This is a genomic window from Pontibacter burrus, from assembly GCF_010686685.1.
Classification (GTDB): domain Bacteria; phylum Bacteroidota; class Bacteroidia; order Cytophagales; family Hymenobacteraceae; genus Pontibacter; species Pontibacter burrus.
Genome location: NZ_JAAGWD010000006.1, coordinates 21,150 through 39,016, shown reverse-complemented (window position 1 = coordinate 39,016; position 17,867 = coordinate 21,150). Strand labels below are relative to the sequence as shown.

Sequence of the window (17,867 nt, the reverse complement as noted above, 5' to 3'; positions counted from 1 at the left end):
CTATAGTCAGATTCTGTTTGCCAGGGTTAGTGTCACACGGTAAGGTTCTTCCAGGTTCCTGCGCAGAATTAAACGTAGTTGCTGCCCAGGCCTTCCATCTAATAAGTCAAGGACTTTTTTAAGCTCAAGGTCGCGGCAATCTACGCCGTTTATAGAAACTAACTGGTCACCTGACTGTATGCCTGCTTCGTAGGCTGCGGAGTTTTTTGCTACGTTTGCAATAACAAACACATTAAGGCCAGGCATTGGGGTGCTTAGCTCAAACCCGGCAATATTGTATGTAAAAGGCATTTTATACCTGCGGTTTGGCATCAGGTATAACTTGTTGTTCGGATAATCAAAAATTACTGTAAAGCGCTTCAGAATATCTGAACCCAGGTTTCCGTTTCGGTTAGCAACATTCATCGCAAGCTTTATTGCCTCTTCGTCTGGATATGAAGCGGGTAGGTCTACAAACTCGTACTTGCCAAGCTGCATGCTGTTTAAGCGCCCTATTTTTCCGTGCACATCGCCACTCAGGCCCCGGCCCAGGTAAGCTTCCATCACTTTAGGTGGCAACTTCAGTTTCTCGTTTGTTGGCAGATACAAGGACAACGAATGACTAGCTCCTGTATCTACTACCAGCTTAACCTGCAACGAATCACCATTATACTGGCGAACATTGGCATATAAATAAGCTTTGCAATCTTCTATTTGCAACTCATACTGCTCACTCTTTTTGTTCACCTTTATCCTGGTATCAGGTCGGTAAAGTGTGAGCATACTGGCGCTATAGTTTATCTTAACTATAAAGTTCTTAAAAATATCGTACCCGATAATGCCATGTATCGGCATCCCCATCCTTGTAGAGAGGTTAAAAACATCTTCCATCAAAACAAACACTTCCTGGCCCTCCCCTTTAATGCCAGGAAGATGCATATAATTACTATCTGAGACAATTGCTTCAATTTCATAACCCTGCCCTAAGCCACGCACTGTTATCTTGGAAGAATTGTTCAGGTTGAGTGAATCGCTATACTCCAGGTGCGTAATGAGTGTGCTGTTTACACCAGAATCGAGAATAAAATTGAGAGGCTTTGAATCATTGATGCTTACCGGTATTACGATAAGGTTGTGAACCAGTTTGAACGGTATTTTTACCTTGTTGGCCTTGGTGGTAAAGTAAGCAGTGTCTGGAGAAACAGATTTCCCTTGAGCCGGCAACATTTTTATGCAGCCGAACAGACAAAGCAATAACAGGAGAAATGCTTTTGTCATAAGTTAAGGGTAAAATCAGGTTAGTAAAGAGCACAGCTAATCCTAGATACGTAAATTCATAAAAATAATTACATTAAAAGATCTTTAAGTCAACAAACCTATGAGCTTTAGTTCTGTCTGACTAATAGCATTGAGCTAATAAATTTTAATTTGGCCTTGCTTTCGGCATACATTTTTCATGTCCAGAACTCCTTAGCATTTGTATTTATTCCTAACCGATTAAATCACCTCATACGAACTATAGATAAGCAAACCCTATTTTCATTGTGATTTAAAGCCTCTTTTCAGTATACTCAGGTATAGTTACACATAGAAGTAAACTATAGAATTATACTTTATTAATAAATAGAGCTTTGCCAACTAAACGTATTTATAGTTCATGTACCTGTAACCGGCCGGACTAATTTTATTCTCTGGCTTAATTAGACAATCCTTGAATTTTCAGGAAAGTCCGACTTGCATCAGGTATAACTCGTTTACTTTTTATATCCAGAAAACTTAAATGCAACATGAAAGAAAAAAATAGCGTCAGCTACCATACTTACACACCGGAAAACCAGCAAGGCATCAACCGCGACAAGATCATAGATTTCCTATACCACCACCTGGATGAATTTGGTGACAAGCGAGAAGATATAGCGAAGTGTATGGACTATGCTCTATCAAGCGCTGAAGGCAAGGGCGGCGCAGTTTTGGAAGCACGGGAAAACAACGAAGTGGTAGGCGCCCTGATCCTGAATAATACTGGTATGAGCGGGTATATCCCAGAGAATATTCTGGTTTATGTAGCGGTTCATGGCAGCCAGCGCGGCAAAGGAGTTGGCAAAAAGCTTGTACAACTTGCTACTGAAACCGTATCTGGTAGCATTGCCCTGCACGTTGAGCCACATAACCCGGCCCGCCACCTATACGAGAAAATGGGCTTTACAAATAAATACTTAGAATACAGACTACACCGCTAACTATGGCCGTATTAAAACTGTTCCGCAGTAAATTACAGCACAACTACAATCACCTGAACGAGGTTTTTAAAACGCATGGCATCGACTGGGGCATTGTCGCGAAATTGCTGTGTGGGCATGAAAAGTTTCTGAAAGAGGTACTGTCTCTGGGTGTTAAAGAGATACACGACTCCAGGGTCAGTAACCTGAAAGCAATAAAAAAACTGGCACCTGATGTACAAACGGTTTACATCAAACCCGCCCCTAAGAAAAGCATCCCCGAGATCATTCAATACGCTGACGTTAGCTTCCAGACAGAACTGGATATCATCCGGTTGCTTTCCGATGAGGCAGTACGCCAGAACAAAATCCACAAGATCATCATCATGATCGAGATGGGCGATTTACGGGAAGGCGTAATGGGCGATGACCTGGTTGATTTTTATTCGAAAGTTTTTGAGCTACCGGGCATAAACGTGATCGGATTAGGAGCTAATTTCAATTGCCTGCACGGAGTAATGCCTACCAAAGATAAACTGGTACAGCTCAGCCTGTACAAGCAAATTATAGAAGCCAAGTTCAACAAAACCATACCCTGGGTTTCGGGTGGTACATCGGTAACGATACCTTTGCTTTTCACACACCAACTCCCGAAAGGTATAAATCACTTCCGTATTGGCGAAGCGCTATTCTTTGGCCTCAACCTTTTTACCGGCGAAACTTTTGAAAACATGCATGATGACGTATTTGAGCTATCTGCCGAGATTATAGAGCTTACCGAGAAACCTATGCTACCCCATGGCGTAATGGCTGAAAACCCAAGCGGCGAGAGCTTTCAGGTAGATGAAAGTCTGTATGGGAAAACCTCTTACAGGGCTATACTGGATGTGGGCCTGCTGGATGTAAATCCAAAATTCCTGGTGCCAAAAGATGACATTAAAATGGTTGGCGCCAGCTCTGATATGCTTGTGGTTGAAATTGGCGAACATGCGGGCAACTATAAAGTAGGCGATACGCTGCAGTTTAGTTTACGCTACATGGGCGCGCTCAGTATCCTGAATTCCAAATACATAAGTAAAGAAGTAGAATAATTTTTTAAGTTCAGCAGCTACTTTTATAAAAAAAATTGCCGCTTCCCTGCTATACTTGCAGTAAACTTAAGGACACACTATGCATTACCACGCTTATAACGACCTGATAAAGAACAACCGCAACTGGGTAACCGAGAAGCTTGCTAAAACACCGGAGTACTTTAAACAGCTAGCCCAGGGCCAGAAGCCTCCGTTCCTGTACATTGGCTGCTCCGACAGCAGAATGCCTATCTCGAGTTTTACCCAAACCGAACCAGGCGAACTGTTTATACACCGTAATGTAGCCAACCAGGTTTCGCTAACAGATATGAACCTGCTAGCAGTGCTGGAATATGCCGTAGAAGCGCTGGATGTGCAGCATATTATAGTTTGCGGCCACTATTGCTGCGGTGGCGTAGAAGCTGCCTACAGAGGCACAGCAAGTGGAGTAGTTGAGAACTGGATAAGCCCTATCCGTGATATTTACATCCAAAACCGTCAGGAAATTGATGCCCTGCCAAACGACCAGGAACGCCTGAATAAACTGGCAGAGCTGAATGTGATTGCGCAGGTAAAAAACATCTGCTCTACATCGGTAATGCACAGGGCCTATAAAACAGTAAAATTCCCAACCGTGCATGGCTGGGTATTAGATATAGGACAGGGATTGGTAAAAGAACTGGAGTTACCTGTTGCAGATTGGCAAACTATAGGTATTATGCCTTAGCTAATCAGTGCATCCAGAAAACCGATCTCTTCATTTTTCTTTTTAAATACCATCAGGGGGATATCATTATCTTTATTCAGTATCTTTTCGGTAATGCTCCCCAGCACAAACAAGGCCGCCGCCGATTTACCTTTCGCTCCTATCACGAGCATGTCGGCGCGGGCCCGTTTGGCTTCCAATAGTACAATACCAGCTACATCATCTCCCTGCTCCTGTTTTACTAGTTTAAGGCTTGCCCGTTCCCGTAGTTCAGGGAAACGCGTTAACACCTGCTCAAATTTCTCTTCTGCAAAACGACGCATGCGTGTTTCAAAGTCTTCATACTTTATGCCCAGCGTAATATAGCCGGTTGGCACATCGTACACATGCAGGCATGTAATTCTAAGCCCCGGCCGGTTCAGAGCTGTGTGTAAGACCTGGTCCAGTGCCAGCATCGAATAATCGGAGTAATCGATGCCCACTACAAGATGTTCTAGTTTCGGCTCACCGGTTTCAGGCACAAACAAAACACTCAACCTGCCATTCCGAAGCAGCTTTCGTGGCAAAATACCACTGCCACTTATCCGCAGTTTACGGCCAACTATAAACAGATCTGCCTGGTGCTGCTTGGCAAGGTGTAGCAGTTCCTTCAGCGGAGAGCCTTCCATAATAACAACTTCGGTTTGCACATGAGGCAACTGCGCAAAATGCTGCAACACCTGCATGCTGAGGTGCTGGTGTATGGTTTCATCTTCTGAAGAGCCACGGCCGCCAAAGCTTTCAAATACTTCATCGGGCACATCTGAGTCTTTTCTTACATGCAGAAAAACTACACGCTCTATGCCTGGCTTAGCGCATAATAAGGCTGTATAACTGATAAGCGTCTCATCCATTTCTGATAAGTCGAGCCCCACAATGATGTGATTAAGGGTATCCATGTTGTCGTCTGTGCTTAAGGGTTATAACCTAAGTTGATAAGGCCACAATGGGCCTTCAGGCAAATAAGTACTATAGCAGACTGTAACCTAAAAATCGCTATGATGTATTACCTGTATGTACCCTACGCAGTTAGCAACTAAAAATTTACAATTTTCCTGACGACATGCTCTATTTTATACTGGCGAGCTTAATTTATGCTTTCATAGCGCCTTTTGTGCATCGTGCGGCGGGTAAATATGGCATTGCGGTGCAGGCAGGTGTTCCTTTAGTGCTGTTCGTGTATTTTGCCACGTTTCTGCCGGATGTGCAAAAAGGCGAAGTGTACACTGAAATTTACAACTGGGTGCCAAGCTTAGGTGTGCAGCTCTACTTTTACCTCGATGGCCTGGCGCTGCTGTTTACACTGCTGATTTCCGGGTTCGGTACGCTGGTTATGTATTATGCCAGCCAATACTTAAAAGATGACGCCGGACTGGGCAGGCTTTATATGTACCTTACGCTGTTTATGGTGGCTATGCTCGGGTTGGTAACAGCTGGTAACCTGGTTACGGTTTTTATCTGCTGGGAGCTTACAAGTATCACCTCATACCTGCTGATTGGCCATACGCACGAGAAAGAGACAGCACGGCAGTCGGCTTTACAAGCGTTGCTGGTAACAGGTCTTGGTGGTATGGCCTTAATGGCTGGCTTTGTTCTGCTGGGGATTGCCGGCGATAGTTATACGATACCGGAACTGCTTACCCGAAACGATCTGATTACACACAGTAGCCTGTACTTGCCCATGCTGATCTTAATTCTGCTTGGTGCTTTTACAAAATCTGCTCAGTTCCCATTTCATTTCTGGCTGCCTAATGCCATGGCTGCGCCAACACCTGTTAGTGCGTACCTGCACTCAGCTACAATGGTAAAAGCTGGCATATATTTACTGGCAAGGTTATCACCTGCATTAAGCGGACCCGATGTATGGCACTTTACTTTGCTGGTGATAGGCACAACTACCGCTTTATTGGGTGCTTTTCTTGCACTGCAGAATTCAGACCTGAAGGCAATACTTGCTTATACTACCGTCAGCGCGCTTGGCCTGCTGGTTTCGCTTATCGGGCTAGGCACTGATGCAGCTATACAGTCGATGGTAGTCTTTCTGCTGGCGCACGCACTCTATAAAGGAGGGTTGTTTATGGTAGCAGGTAATATCGATCACGCTGCTGGCACCCGCGAATATCCACTCCTCAACGGGCTACATAAACAGATGCGATTTACCGGTATTGCTGCCATGCTGGCTGCCTTATCTATGGCTGGGGTACTACCTTTTATCGGGTTTATTGCCAAAGAACTTTTGTACGAGGCAAAAGCAGCATCATCTTATATAATTCTGGCCCTGTCTTTTATGGTAAGTGTGGCTTATGTAGCCGTTGCCACAATTATGGGTTACCGTATATTCTGGCACAACCGGTCTGAACCAACCAAACTAAAGCATCAGGGGCAGGTTACTATGGCCTATCCGCCGCTTATATTAGGTATCTGTGCGTTGGTTTTCGGACTTATGCCGGGCCATTTTGTAGCACCAATTCTCGGCCAGGCAGCATCCGCCACACTAGGCGAAACTATAGATTTTGAGTTAAGTCTGTGGCACGGCTTTACACCTGTACTATGGCTAAGTGTGCTAACCATACTTGCCGGTATTTTCCTGTACAGCGTCTTACAAAAGAAAAGAGAGCCGATTGCTATACTTCAGAAACTATACGCAAATGGCCCGAACAAACTATATTTTGTATTGCTGAATGGTTTGCAACGCGGGGCACTGCACCTAACCGCTACCATACAGAACGGGTATCTGCGTTTGTATATCGCCTCTATCATTCTTACACAGGTTGCCCTGCTCCTTTACACGATCTGGTACAACAGCCCGACATTGCAGCTTCAGCAGAAAATCAACCTGCTGCAGGATGTGCTGTTTCATGAGTGGCTTTTAATACTCCTTGTTTTACCAGCCATCTATATGCTGCTTAAAACAACATCAAGGTTAACGGCTATTGCCACGCTGAGCATTATCGGATACACAGCATCGCTGCTATATTACCTGTTTGGAGCGCCCGATATTGCCGCAACACAGCTTCTGATAGAAACTCTTACTGTCGTTATTTTTGTGCTGGTGCTGCATAAACTGCCTCGCTTCCAATACCTGACACACGCACACCGTCGCATAAAATTTGTCGTAATCTCCGTATTGTTTGGCGCTACCATGACCTACGTGTTGTTGCTGGTCAAGCAGTTTCCGCTCATATCTAACCTGAAAGAATACTACGGCCAGAATGCCTACCTCCTTGGTAAAGGCAAAAATATCGTAAACGTGATTCTGATAGACTTCAGGGCTTTTGATACCCTTGGTGAAATGACCGTACTGGCGGTGGCAGCTATCGGAATTTTTGCGTTACTAAGACTACGAATGGACAAAGAAGAAAAAGCATGAGAACGATCATATTAGCCACAGCAATCAGGCTGCTGATCCCCGTATTTCAGATTTTCTCTGTTTACATTCTATTCAGAGGGCATAACCATCCCGGTGGCGGTTTTATTGGTGGCCTCATCGGTTCTATTGGGTTTATTTTTTACGTAATGACCTATGGTACCAAGCATACCCTGAAAAACTATTTCAGGGTGCACCTTAAAAATGACAAGGTAGCTGACCTGCACAGCAGGGCGCGTCACCGTTTCCATATTGCCCGTGTAAACTCAAGGTATCGCCAGCGAGTAGAAGATGAATGGAAATGGGAACATCGGATTATGCGCATAAGGCCTGTATACATAATAGCAACGGGCTTATTTCTGGCAGCGACGAGCGGCCTGATCGGTTTATTTTCCGGAAACCCCTATATGACGGCCATCTGGACAGGGCTGGAAATACCTATAGTTGGCAAACCCGGCACAACGCTCCTTTTTGACGCAGGTGTTTACCTGCTTGTGTTTGGCATAGTGCTTAAAATAACTTTTGTAATGGCAGAAGAATAATCTATGGATATAGTATTGCCTTTTATTACGGGCTTATTGTTTGCAACCGGTCTATACCTGATCCTGCACAGGCACTTCTTTAAACTGATCCTGGGCATTATCCTGTTTGGCCTGGCAACAAACCTTTTTATTTTCACGATAGGCAGACTTACGCGTGGCGGTTCGCCTATCATACCACAAGGTAGCGAGGTTGCAATCGAACCTTATGCCGATCCAGTACCACAGGCGTTGCTGTTAACTGCCATCGTGATCGGGTTCGGGATTCAGGCTTTTGCTATAGTGCTTGTAAAGCGCGTGTACCAGGCATTCGGCACCAACAACCTCGACGACCTTAACAATACTGATAAAACCATTATTCCCCCGAAAGAATAGTATATGCTGCAACTGCACCACCTGCTGCTTTTACTGCCGTTGCTGCTGCCCCTGTATGGGGCCATTTTCTGTTTGTTCTCCTGGAACAGGGTAAACCTGCAGATGGCTATAGCCTGTGTCATCCAACTGGCTATGGTAGTGGCTTCAGGCGCGTTACTATACGCCGTAAACCATGAAGGCATACTTGTAACGCAACTGGGCAATTGGCCAGCCCCCTTTGGTATTACGCTGGTAGCAGACCTGTTCAGTGCGTTAATGGTAGTAACAGCAAGTATTACCGGTGCAGCTGTTGTACTGTTTTCATTACGGGGGCTCGATTTGCCACGTCAGGACTACGGCTATTACCCACTGATACTTATGCTGCAGATGGGAGTAGCCGGCGTGTGCCTCACCGGCGATCTGTTTAATTTGTTTGTATGGTTTGAGGTACTGCTGATCTGCTGTTTTGTAATGATTACACTGGGTGGTACCAAGCCACAATTAGAGGGCGCGATTAAGTACGTAACGATAAATATCCTGGCATCAGGTTTACTGCTTACAGGTATAGGTGTGGTATACGGTATTACCGGAAGTCTTAACATGGCCGAACTTGCTATGCTGGTCAGAATGCCCTCCATTAACAAAAGCCTTTTCCTGATGGCGAGCACATTCTTTATAGTTTCGCTGGGAATAAAAGCGGCACTGTTCCCGCTGTTTTTCTGGCTACCTGCATCTTACCATACGCCCCCAATCGCCATTTCCTCTTTTATAGGCGGCCTGCTAACCAAAGTGGGTATTTATGCGATGATACGCCTGTTTACGCTCATTTTTGTTGTAGAGCAGGAATTGATCCTGGCATTTTTTACAATCACAGCAGGCTTTACCATGGTAATCGGGGTGCTGGGCGCTGCTGCTCATTACGACTTCCGTAAGATCCTGTCCTTCCACATCGTGAGCCAGATCGGCTATATGCTAATGGGGCTGGCCATTTTTACGACACTCTCAATTGCGGGCACCATTTTATTTATTGTTCACAACGTATTTGTAAAAACCAACCTGTTTCTGGTTAGCGGTGTGGTGGGGCGTTTAAAAGGCAGTTTCGATCTGAAAAAACTGGGTAGCCAGTACTTGCAGCGGCCATTTCTTGCACTGCTGTTTCTGATATCGGCGCTTGCACTGGCCGGCCTACCACCACTTTCAGGTTTCTGGCCGAAATTCATACTGGTAAAAGCCGGCCTTGAGGCAGAGCAGTATACTATAGTTGGAGTCTCGCTTTGCGTGAGCATCATTACCTTATTCTCAATGACCAAGATCTGGAACGAGGTTTTCTGGAAGAAGCAGCCCGAAACAGACGAGACTGAACCTGATGCAGATAGATTGACTAAAGCGCTACTGTACGCCCCGATCATTTTCCTGGCACTTTGTATTTTATACATTGGCTTAAATGCCGAAGCAGCGATAGGGCTTGCATACCGTGCGGCCGAGCAGGTGCTGAACACCGATCTTTACATAAACGCCGTACTAAACAGGTAATATGAAAACGTTCGTAATCCATATCGTCCTTTCCTTTTTAGGTAGCTACCTGTTTTTCAGCAATACATCTGTGCCAGCTACTACGGTATATGGTACTATCGTATTTGGGCTGTTCCTTATGCTGCTTTGGTTGGTAAGTTACTTTTACCAGCGCTGGTATTTCCGCAAACTGCCCAAAGGGTTCTCGCTGCTCCTGTACTTTCTCAAAGATTTTATAGTAGCAAACCTACGCGTTGCAATTGATATTCTTTCGCCAGGGTATAATATGAAGCCCACCCTGGTCGCACTGCCGCTGGATATACGCTCTGATCTTGAAATCACGATGCTCTCGACCATGATCTCGCTTACACCAGGCACGCTAAGTATAGATCTCAGCCCAGACCGCAGGGTGCTGTACATGCACGCCTTGTACATTCCGGATGAAGGCATAGAGGCTTTTAAACAGGAAATCAAGAGCGAATATGAACAACGCATAAAACAACTACTGGCATGAGCTTGTTTACTATAACATTACATATCGCTATTGCTGCACTAGCCTTCTCGCTGTGCCTGGCTTCTATCCGTTTTTTTATAGGCCCCTCCCTGCCCGATCGTATAACTTCTTTTGATGTGATGGTGGCTAATATCATCAGTATAATTGCAGTGTATGCAGAAATCACCGGCAACAAGGACTTTATAGATGTTGCCATTATTCTTTCAATCTTCGGATTTCTGGGTTCTATCTCGTTTGCGTATTACCTGTTAAAAACTAACCGCTGAAACTATGGAGCCACTGATATTGAATATAAATAAATCGCATGAACTGATCAGTTCGCTACTCATCCTGTTGGGTGTGGTTTTTCTGCTGCTTTCCTCCATTGGCCTGCTCCGCTTCCCCGATTTTTATACCCGCATGTCTGCTGTTACCAAAGGTTCAACAATGGGCCTGGGCCTTATCCTGATTGGGCTGAGTGTTTACTTTAATAACATAGATGTTTCAATTAAGATCTTGCTTATTCTATTCTTTACTTTTCTTACATCGCCGGTTGCTGCCCATGTAATTTCGCGCACAGCTGTAAAACTACGCGTACCTTTCTGGAGCCGCACCAACATAAAAGAATTTGAGGATTACCTTAAACGCGAAAACGCTTTTGAACCCAAAGATAAGCCCGACGAATTTAAGAAAGACTGATCAGGCGCTGGCCTTGTGTTCCATAAACGGCCTGGTTGGCGAGGCATAAGTTTGATGAGCCGGTACCGAAGTCAGGATATGATCGGGGTAAGTAAGTGCTGTGAGCTTTCCGCCAAAAACACAACCTGTATCGATGTTGATGGTGTTGTTGCGCCAGGCAGGTTCGTACACCGGCGTATGTCCGTAAACAACAATTGCATGACCTGTATAGTTTGCGGCCCAGTCCAGGCGGACGGGCAATCCCAGATGGTCTGTTTCGCCGTTAGTAGGTCCGTACAGGCAGAGGTCACGCACCGTACGGTTGTGGCGGCCATGCAGGTGTTCGGCCAGGCCAGCATGTGCTACTACCAATCGGCCTTCATCGAGCAGAATGTGGTGAGGCAGCTTTGCCAGAAAATCACGCACCTTGTCAACAAAGGTTGGGCTGCATTGGCCAAGTTGCTCCATGGTATGTTCCAGCCCATGCCGCACCTGCACGTTGCGTCCTATCAGTTTGCGATATAGTTTGTCGTCGTGGTTACCGCTTACACAATAACCCATGCCTGATTCCAGGATGCTCATCACAAGTCTCAGCACCTCATGCGATTTCGGCCCGCGGTCTACTAGATCTCCTACAAAAACCAGTTTATGCTGCTCAGGGTGTGCTATGGTATAGTCGCCGTTTCTATTATTATGCTCTATAGTATAACCCAATTTCTGTAACAGCTCTATCAGTTCATCAAAGCAACCATGCACATCGCCGATAATATCAAAAGGCCCGCGCTCGTCAGCTTTAACCAGATATCCGCTTAATTCTTTTATCTGCGCCATATAATGATCGTTTCGGGTTCAGACTACACTATAACTGAAAATACGTGTACGAGGTTGGTGCTATAGCACATAAATTGTACATTTTTTTATAAGTCGGGAGAACTATAGTTACTAATTGTCATTTCAAACATCGTGAAAAATCTATCGCAAACTAAAGTTATTTCTTTGTCATGTCGAGCGTAGTCGAGACATCTTATATGTCCTATAGTTTCAACTCCTGTCATTTCGAGCAAAGCGAGAAATCTATCTCAGACTATCGTTTTATAGGTAACTATAGTTGCACCTTGAAACAAGCAGTTCGTTCTAAAGTTTCCTCTTATCCTGGGAGCTTTACCAGCCTAAAGTTTCAATCCAGCTTTGGTGCGCTCACGGCCGCGGGGCCCCGTCTTTGGGCATCGCGCGGTGTACATTTCTTTTGCTCCTACGTCGCAATGGCTACGCCACCAGAAATCTACAAGGCGCTCAACCCAAAGACTGATATCCTTCGATAGCTAATTTATAGTTGATTTGAGAGACTATAATTGCTTGGCTTTTCTGTGGTGGTAGTTCCGAGGGGCAGGATGCGCCCGCCTGTTCGTGGACTTTGTGGACTGTAACTAAAGTATCTGTTGTATTAGTAAATTCGTATATTCCGCACTGTGTTGTAAACTATACAAAGTATATGCCTCTACCCGCACTCACTGACCTGACCGATTTGGTTACATTACGCCACACGCTACATCAACACCCCGAACTTTCAGGCTCCGAAAATGAGACTGCCGAGCGGGTCGTTTCTTTTCTGCAGCGGTATAATCCTGATAAGATTTATACCAATCTGGGAGAAACGGGTGTGGCCGCTGTTTTTAATGGCATCTCGCCAGATGGGCCAACTATAGTTTTCCGGGCCGAGCTGGATGCATTGCCGATTGCAGAAGCAAATCAGGACCTCCCTTATAGATCGGTTTACGAAGGCAAAGGACACAAATGCGGGCACGACGGACACATGGCCATCCTTACTGCACTCGGAAGTATAGTGCACCAGCAAAAGCCTGTGCGCGGCAAAATTGTATTACTTTACCAACCTGCCGAAGAAACTGGAGCCGGTGCAATGGCTGTGCTAAATGATAAGCGATTTACTGAAGAAATAAAGCCGGATTATGTTTTTGGTTTGCATAACCTGCCGGGTTATACTTTGCACCAGGTTGTAGTCCGCGAAGAGGTGTTTGCTGCTGCATCCACCGGGATGATAATCGAGCTGCAAGGAAAATCGTCGCATGCGGCGGAGCCGGAGAATGGCCTAAATCCAGGGCAAGCCATGGCGGAAATTCTGCTTGGTTTTAACCGCATTGCAGAAGAGAAAGAACAATTCAGCAGTTTTGCGCTGATTACCGTTATTCATGCACGTTTAGGTGAAGTTGCTTTTGGGACCAACCCAGGCTTTGCAACTATAATGGCTACACTTAGAGCCTACATGCCTGAGGACATGCAGAAATTAAAAGCACTGACGCAACAATGCGTGGAGCAGGTTTCCGCAAACTATAGCCTGGCTTTTACCATTCGGTTTACAGAAGAATTTACGGCAACTATAAACTCAAAAGCCGAAGTAGAAACAATACGAAAAGTAGCTTCCAGGTTGGATCTAGAGCAACAGGAAGCTTTACAACCCTTCAGGTGGTCAGAGGATTTCGGCCACTTTACTGCTCGCTACAAAGGTGCCTTCTTTGGCCTCGGCGCCGGCTCCGGGCATGCACAACTCCACCATACCGATTATGATTTTCCTGATGACCTGATCCCTACAGGAGCCGCTTTGTTCTATGGCATAATTCAGGAAATCCTGGGCCAGTAAACGCTAAGCATCAAACTCCTGATTAGGGATTCTGCAACACCGCTGTTATCTCTATATCCGAAAGCATAAACTATAGACCAGACCTACTTAAAAGTTTAAGTACCCGGCTTTATATTTAACTCACTTTTCAGCTATTTTATCCAGACCTATAGTTGACAGCAAGCCACTTACAGCACAGGATTTCCAGTGATGCAGAATGGATTTGGTGGGATCGCGGGTAACTGCTATAGTCCCCATCCTGGGTTTTTCGCCGGGCATCGGGTTCGCGTCTTTTATCGCCACCCAATCGGCTACTTTTGAGAGCAACTTGTTACCGAGACTCTGTTTGTCAGGTTCCCCTTTATTTAACAGCTCTATTTCCAGGTTGTTATAGTATACTATCATGCTACCGGTGCCCGTCTTTGCGGTAAGATCTGCTTTAAAACTGCCACTGCTCAGGTTACCGTTCTTAACTTTTATATAAGATACCGGCACAAGCATCGGGTTTAAAATGGCAGGGTTCAAAGGCCCAAATGTAACCTGCAACGCGTGGTACTCTTCTTTGTGGAGCAATGGCAACAGCACGTTCACGTCAATAGGGGCTTCATTCATCAACCGGAAACTGCATTGCAGCAGAGCCGGCGTTTCATCAGACATATGCTCGGGCATATTCGATAAATTTATGACCGAACCCTTTAGTCCATTTAGTGTGATGTAACCCGGCTCTTTGCCTTCAGGAGCAAGTTCAGAATACCGAATGAAGCCATTCTTCACTTCGAGCGTGTCGATCTTGAACAGAAATCCCATTTCCCTGGCCATTTGATGCAGTGTTGGTTTCTGCTTTTCTGGCTGCTTTGTTTTTCTATTCTTATGAGCTGACAGCTGAACACAGTCGAGTAACATGTGCTGCACCTTTAAAGCGTTATGCCTGGAGTACGCTGCATAATCCATTCCACTAACATGCACTTTGCTTATCTTAAGATCATTAGTTGTAACAGACTCCCCTTTCGCAGCCGACATATTCAGTGCAGAAAGCAGGGGTTTTAGGTGCAGCTCTTTTGCGTCTATAGTTTGTGCCTGTGTATTTAGTGCTATTCCCCCGACGATTGCATGATACATCCCATCAGTAAATTTATAGTTTACCGGTCCTGTTTTCAGGTCTATCTGCCGGGCATAATAAGCTCTGCCCTTGCCAACATAAGACGAGCTATCCAACCTAAAATCCTCAGCTTTTAAATTAAAATAAGACACATCCAGCAGATAATCGCTACTGCTATAGTTGAGCTTATACTTCAGGCTAGCGCTGTCTAACTTAATAGAACCGACGTGCATCCCTTTCAAATCCCCTTTTGCTGTTTGGTAAAATGCCTTTTGTCGTTCACTTGTATCCGGGTGCATTTCGATGAGTGTGATAGCCGGGTACTTTAGCGTTAACTGATCTGCTTTTGCTGGCAGGCCAAACATAATTCCAAACAGGTTGACATCGGTAGCTTCAAACGCTTTCATCCGTACTTTAAAAAGAATGCGTGGAGCCCTTTGGTTAAGTTTGACCTGCTTATGCCATTGCACTGTATCCGGTTCCAGCACCAGACTATCTACTGACAGGTTACCAGTGAATGGTGATACCGAAAACCCATGCAGGTGCAATGCATAGAGGCCGCCAGACTCTTCCGCTACCATTCTCTCTAGCTGGTTCGGTAGCCTGGTAATAGCCAGAAACAGCACTGCCAAGACGATGAGTGCAAGGGCTAAAATCCAGGCTCCGATCTTTCTCCAACTTGTTGCTGTATTCTTAATCCGAACCATTGTTTATGTACGATTTAAAAGGCATACGCAGAACTATAGTTCCTGCACAGCTAATTGGGGTGCAACTATAAAATTTTTACGTACAGGAGATTTAGATTTAACTTCGCCAGATATAAAATGTAGTGTAAACCACATCGTATTATGAACTCTCCAAAATGGCTCGACCGAATTCTCTACCCTTTTGCGCATCATACGCTGGATTTGCCGGCGGGTAAAATGCATTACGTAGATGAAGGCCAGGGCGAGCCGATCTTGTTTGTGCATGGCACGCCAACCTGGTCGTTTGTATGGCGGCAGCAAATTAAAACCCTGAGCCGGAATTACCGCTGCATTGCCGTTGATCATCTCGGATTCGGGTTGTCTGAAAAGCCAGCTGGTTTTGCGTATACCCCGGAGGCACACGCCGATAACCTGGAGCAACTGATTGAGCATCTGCAGCTAAAAAACATTACGCTGGTGGTGCATGATTTTGGTGGCCCGATTGGCTTACGGTACGCGCAACGGCACCCTGAGAACGTGAAGAACCTCGTCATAATGAATACCTGGATGTGGAGCCTGGAAGAAGAGAAAAAGATTATGAAGATCAGCCGGTTTATGGCAGGTGGCATCGGGCGTTTTCTGTACCTGCAACTGGGCTTCTCGGCAAATGTATTGCTCCCGCAAGGTTACCATGAACGGAAGCACCTGACCAAAGACATTAAGCAGCATTACCAGAAACCCTTAGCATCATCAAAGAAACGAATGGGTACCTGGATGTTTGCCAAAGCCCTGCATGAGTCCGAAGCCTATTTTAATGAACTGTGGCAGCAGCGCGATAAACTTCGAACTATAGATAAACTGTTTCTGTGGGGCGAGAAAGACAAACTTTTACCTGTACACTTCTTAGAGAAGTGGCAGCAGGCGTTTCCGGAGGCTAAAACGATAAAATATAAAGCTGGCCATTTTGTGCAGGAAGAACGTGGTGGTGAAGTGGCCGATGCAATCCATAGTTTTATATTAAGGAAATAAAATATTTGGCATGATCTTGGCAAATGGCTTTTCCAAACAAATAAAACTATGAAAAAGACATTACTTTATTTTGGGGTAGCATCGCTGGCTTTATTTAATTTTTCATGCGACAGCGATAAAGAAGAGGTTGCTGTTCCGAAGATGGAACTGACCATGGAGCGCACGTTTGTGTACCATGACACCCATGAAACGAAGAAAGCTAACTATACCACCGCTGATTTCAATACCGGCATTAACCTGGAAAACGATCAGCTAACCATGTACTTAGCAGCCGAGCCCGACGAAGTAGCTTTTGAGGTTAAGAAAGCAGATTTGCTGAATGGGTATGTGGGCGTCTATAGTTTAAAAACACTCCCCAACCCTGAAACCGGTAAGGCAAACACAACTTACATCTATGATAATAATGATGGCTCAGGCAGCGCTTACTTCAGCCAAGGCAATTTTATGGGTGGTGAGCTAAAGATCACGGAGTACAACAAACAACACAACCTGATCAGCGGCACCTATGAATTAACTATGGAGGATGTGCCTGATCCGATGCTTAAAGCACCTACCAGTAACCCAAGAAGATGTGATGTAACTGTAACGGGTACCTTTAAAAATGCAGTGCTAATTACAAATCCATAAAACAAAAAGAGCTGCAACTATAGCCTGTAGTTGCAGCTCTTTTTTATAGTTAAACAATAGTTTAGTTTTTCTGATGGCGCTCCTGCAGCACAGCCACCACATCAGCCAGTTCCAAACCACTTGCTGCCAGTAACACGAGCAGGTGATAAAGTAAATCGGCCGCCTCCCCTTTCATGGTTTCGGTTTTTCCGGCTACGGCATCTATCACCGTCTCTACAGCTTCCTCTCCTACTTTCTGGGCTATTTTGTTAATGCCTTTATCAATTAAGAAATTGGTGTAAGAACCTTCTATCGGATTAGCTTTGCGTTGCTGAATCACTTCTTCCAGTTGCGCAATAAACTGAATGGCTTTTGCCCGTTTGGCTATAGTTTCTTCTCCAAAACAACTGGTGCTACCGGTATGGCATGTCGGTCCGTTTGGCTTCACTTTTATCAGCACCGAATCATTGTCGCAGTCTTCCACTATAGTTACCACCTGTAGGGTATTGCCTGAAGTTTCGCCTTTGGTCCAGAGACGGTTTTTGGAGCGGGAGAAGAATGTGACAAGTCCCTCCTGCCGGGTTTTGTCCAGCGCTTCCTGGTTCATATAACCTAGCATCAGTACCTGGCTGGTCTGCTCGTCCTGAATAATTGCGGGCACCAATCCGCCCATTTTATCGAAATCCAACATCTTATAGTTAGAAGGTTTAGAAGTTAAAAAGTTAGAAAGGTATTCTTTCCTCTAATCTGGCGCTAGAACCCATCTTGTGCCGCCTTGTGTACGCGAGTCTCCAGACTCGCTTGTTTTATAGTTTGCAACAGTGAGTCTGGAGACTCACCCACACCCAAAGTCACC

General features: G+C 45.3%; 17 protein-coding genes and 1 pseudogene. 13 read left to right on the top strand and 5 right to left on the bottom strand.

Annotation, left to right across the window (positions count from 1 at the left end; all coding sequences use genetic code 11):
* Positions 1-6: 6 nt before the first annotated feature.
* Positions 7-1,257 carry an aspartyl protease family protein gene (locus GXP69_RS13675; RefSeq protein WP_163915651.1) on the bottom strand — a complete coding sequence of 417 codons (1,251 nt, stop codon included), beginning with the start codon at positions 1,255-1,257 and terminating at the stop codon, positions 7-9.
* Between the two features lie 509 nt (positions 1,258-1,766).
* Here GXP69_RS13675 and GXP69_RS13670 point away from each other — a divergent pair.
* The 3 genes from GXP69_RS13670 to GXP69_RS13660 all read left to right on the top strand — a co-directional run bounded on the left by GXP69_RS13670 (position 1,767) and on the right by GXP69_RS13660 (position 3,995).
* Entirely contained in the window at positions 1,767-2,219 is a 453-nt protein-coding gene (locus tag GXP69_RS13670; protein WP_163915650.1) for a GNAT family N-acetyltransferase, read from the top strand.
* 2 nt (positions 2,220-2,221) lie between these two features.
* Positions 2,222-3,289 carry an alanine racemase gene (locus tag GXP69_RS13665; protein ID WP_163915649.1) on the top strand — a complete coding sequence of 356 codons (1,068 nt, stop codon included), beginning with the start codon at positions 2,222-2,224 and terminating at the stop codon, positions 3,287-3,289.
* Between the two features lie 79 nt (positions 3,290-3,368).
* The gene (locus GXP69_RS13660) at positions 3,369-3,995 is read left to right on the top strand and encodes a carbonic anhydrase (protein ID WP_163915648.1); all 627 of its coding nucleotides are present in this window, start codon (positions 3,369-3,371) and stop codon (positions 3,993-3,995) included.
* On the opposite strand, the gene GXP69_RS13655 is transcribed toward GXP69_RS13660, so the two are convergent.
* Complete coding sequence (locus GXP69_RS13655) at positions 3,992-4,912, bottom strand: universal stress protein (protein ID WP_163915647.1); 921 nt, start codon at positions 4,910-4,912, stop codon at positions 3,992-3,994. The genes GXP69_RS13660 and GXP69_RS13655 overlap by 4 nt on opposite strands.
* Before the next feature lie 164 nt (positions 4,913-5,076).
* Here GXP69_RS13655 and mbhE point away from each other — a divergent pair, with 164 nt between their 5' ends.
* The 7 genes from mbhE to mnhG are packed head-to-tail and all read left to right on the top strand — an operon-like array spanning position 5,077 to position 10,977.
* Positions 5,077-7,383, top strand: coding sequence for a hydrogen gas-evolving membrane-bound hydrogenase subunit E (gene mbhE, locus GXP69_RS13650; RefSeq protein WP_163915646.1), 2,307 nt, complete (start codon positions 5,077-5,079; stop codon positions 7,381-7,383).
* On the top strand, positions 7,380-7,922 hold the full coding sequence (locus tag GXP69_RS13645) for an MnhB domain-containing protein (protein WP_163915645.1): 543 nt from the start codon (positions 7,380-7,382) through the stop codon (positions 7,920-7,922). The genes mbhE and GXP69_RS13645 overlap by 4 nt, the downstream gene beginning before the upstream one ends.
* A 3-nt stretch (positions 7,923-7,925) precedes the next feature.
* Positions 7,926-8,294 carry a Na+/H+ antiporter subunit C gene (locus GXP69_RS13640; protein ID WP_163915644.1) on the top strand — a complete coding sequence of 123 codons (369 nt, stop codon included), beginning with the start codon at positions 7,926-7,928 and terminating at the stop codon, positions 8,292-8,294.
* A 3-nt stretch (positions 8,295-8,297) separates the two neighbouring features.
* Complete coding sequence (locus GXP69_RS13635; protein ID WP_163915643.1) at positions 8,298-9,806, top strand: proton-conducting transporter transmembrane domain-containing protein; 1,509 nt, start codon at positions 8,298-8,300, stop codon at positions 9,804-9,806.
* Between the two features lies 1 nt (position 9,807).
* Positions 9,808-10,299, top strand: coding sequence for a Na+/H+ antiporter subunit E (locus GXP69_RS13630; RefSeq protein WP_163915642.1), 492 nt, complete (start codon positions 9,808-9,810; stop codon positions 10,297-10,299).
* Complete coding sequence (locus GXP69_RS13625) at positions 10,296-10,565, top strand: monovalent cation/H+ antiporter complex subunit F (RefSeq protein ID WP_163915641.1); 270 nt, start codon at positions 10,296-10,298, stop codon at positions 10,563-10,565. The genes GXP69_RS13630 and GXP69_RS13625 overlap by 4 nt, the downstream gene beginning before the upstream one ends.
* Before the next feature lie 4 nt (positions 10,566-10,569).
* On the top strand, positions 10,570-10,977 hold the full coding sequence (gene mnhG, locus GXP69_RS13620; protein ID WP_163915640.1) for a monovalent cation/H(+) antiporter subunit G: 408 nt from the start codon (positions 10,570-10,572) through the stop codon (positions 10,975-10,977).
* Here the strand turns inward: mnhG and GXP69_RS13615 are convergent, their stop codons facing one another.
* Positions 10,978-11,787, bottom strand: a complete 810-nt coding sequence (locus GXP69_RS13615; RefSeq protein WP_163915639.1) for a metallophosphoesterase — start codon at positions 11,785-11,787, stop codon at positions 10,978-10,980.
* Positions 11,788-12,448: 661 nt separating this feature from the next.
* Between GXP69_RS13615 and GXP69_RS13610 the strand changes: the two genes are divergently transcribed.
* Positions 12,449-13,612 carry an amidohydrolase gene (locus GXP69_RS13610; protein WP_163915638.1) on the top strand — a complete coding sequence of 388 codons (1,164 nt, stop codon included), beginning with the start codon at positions 12,449-12,451 and terminating at the stop codon, positions 13,610-13,612.
* A gap of 120 nt (positions 13,613-13,732) precedes the next feature.
* Here the strand turns inward: GXP69_RS13610 and GXP69_RS13605 are convergent, their stop codons facing one another.
* Positions 13,733-15,397: an AsmA family protein gene (locus tag GXP69_RS13605; protein WP_163915637.1), complete on the bottom strand. Its 1,665-nt coding sequence runs from the start codon at positions 15,395-15,397 to the stop codon at positions 13,733-13,735.
* A gap of 141 nt (positions 15,398-15,538) precedes the next feature.
* On the opposite strand from GXP69_RS13605, the gene GXP69_RS13600 reads away from it, so the two are divergent.
* On the top strand, positions 15,539-16,405 hold the full coding sequence (locus GXP69_RS13600; RefSeq protein WP_163915636.1) for an alpha/beta fold hydrolase: 867 nt from the start codon (positions 15,539-15,541) through the stop codon (positions 16,403-16,405).
* 48 nt (positions 16,406-16,453) lie between these two features.
* Positions 16,454-17,032 carry a hypothetical protein gene (locus GXP69_RS13595; protein ID WP_163915635.1) on the top strand — a complete coding sequence of 193 codons (579 nt, stop codon included), beginning with the start codon at positions 16,454-16,456 and terminating at the stop codon, positions 17,030-17,032.
* Between the two features lie 61 nt (positions 17,033-17,093).
* On the opposite strand, the pseudogene hisIE reads toward GXP69_RS13595, so the two are convergent.
* Positions 17,094-17,708 (bottom strand): annotated as a pseudogene (hisIE, locus tag GXP69_RS13590) (bifunctional phosphoribosyl-AMP cyclohydrolase/phosphoribosyl-ATP diphosphatase HisIE); the annotation flags it as partial.
* Positions 17,709-17,867: the final 159 nt, after the last annotated feature.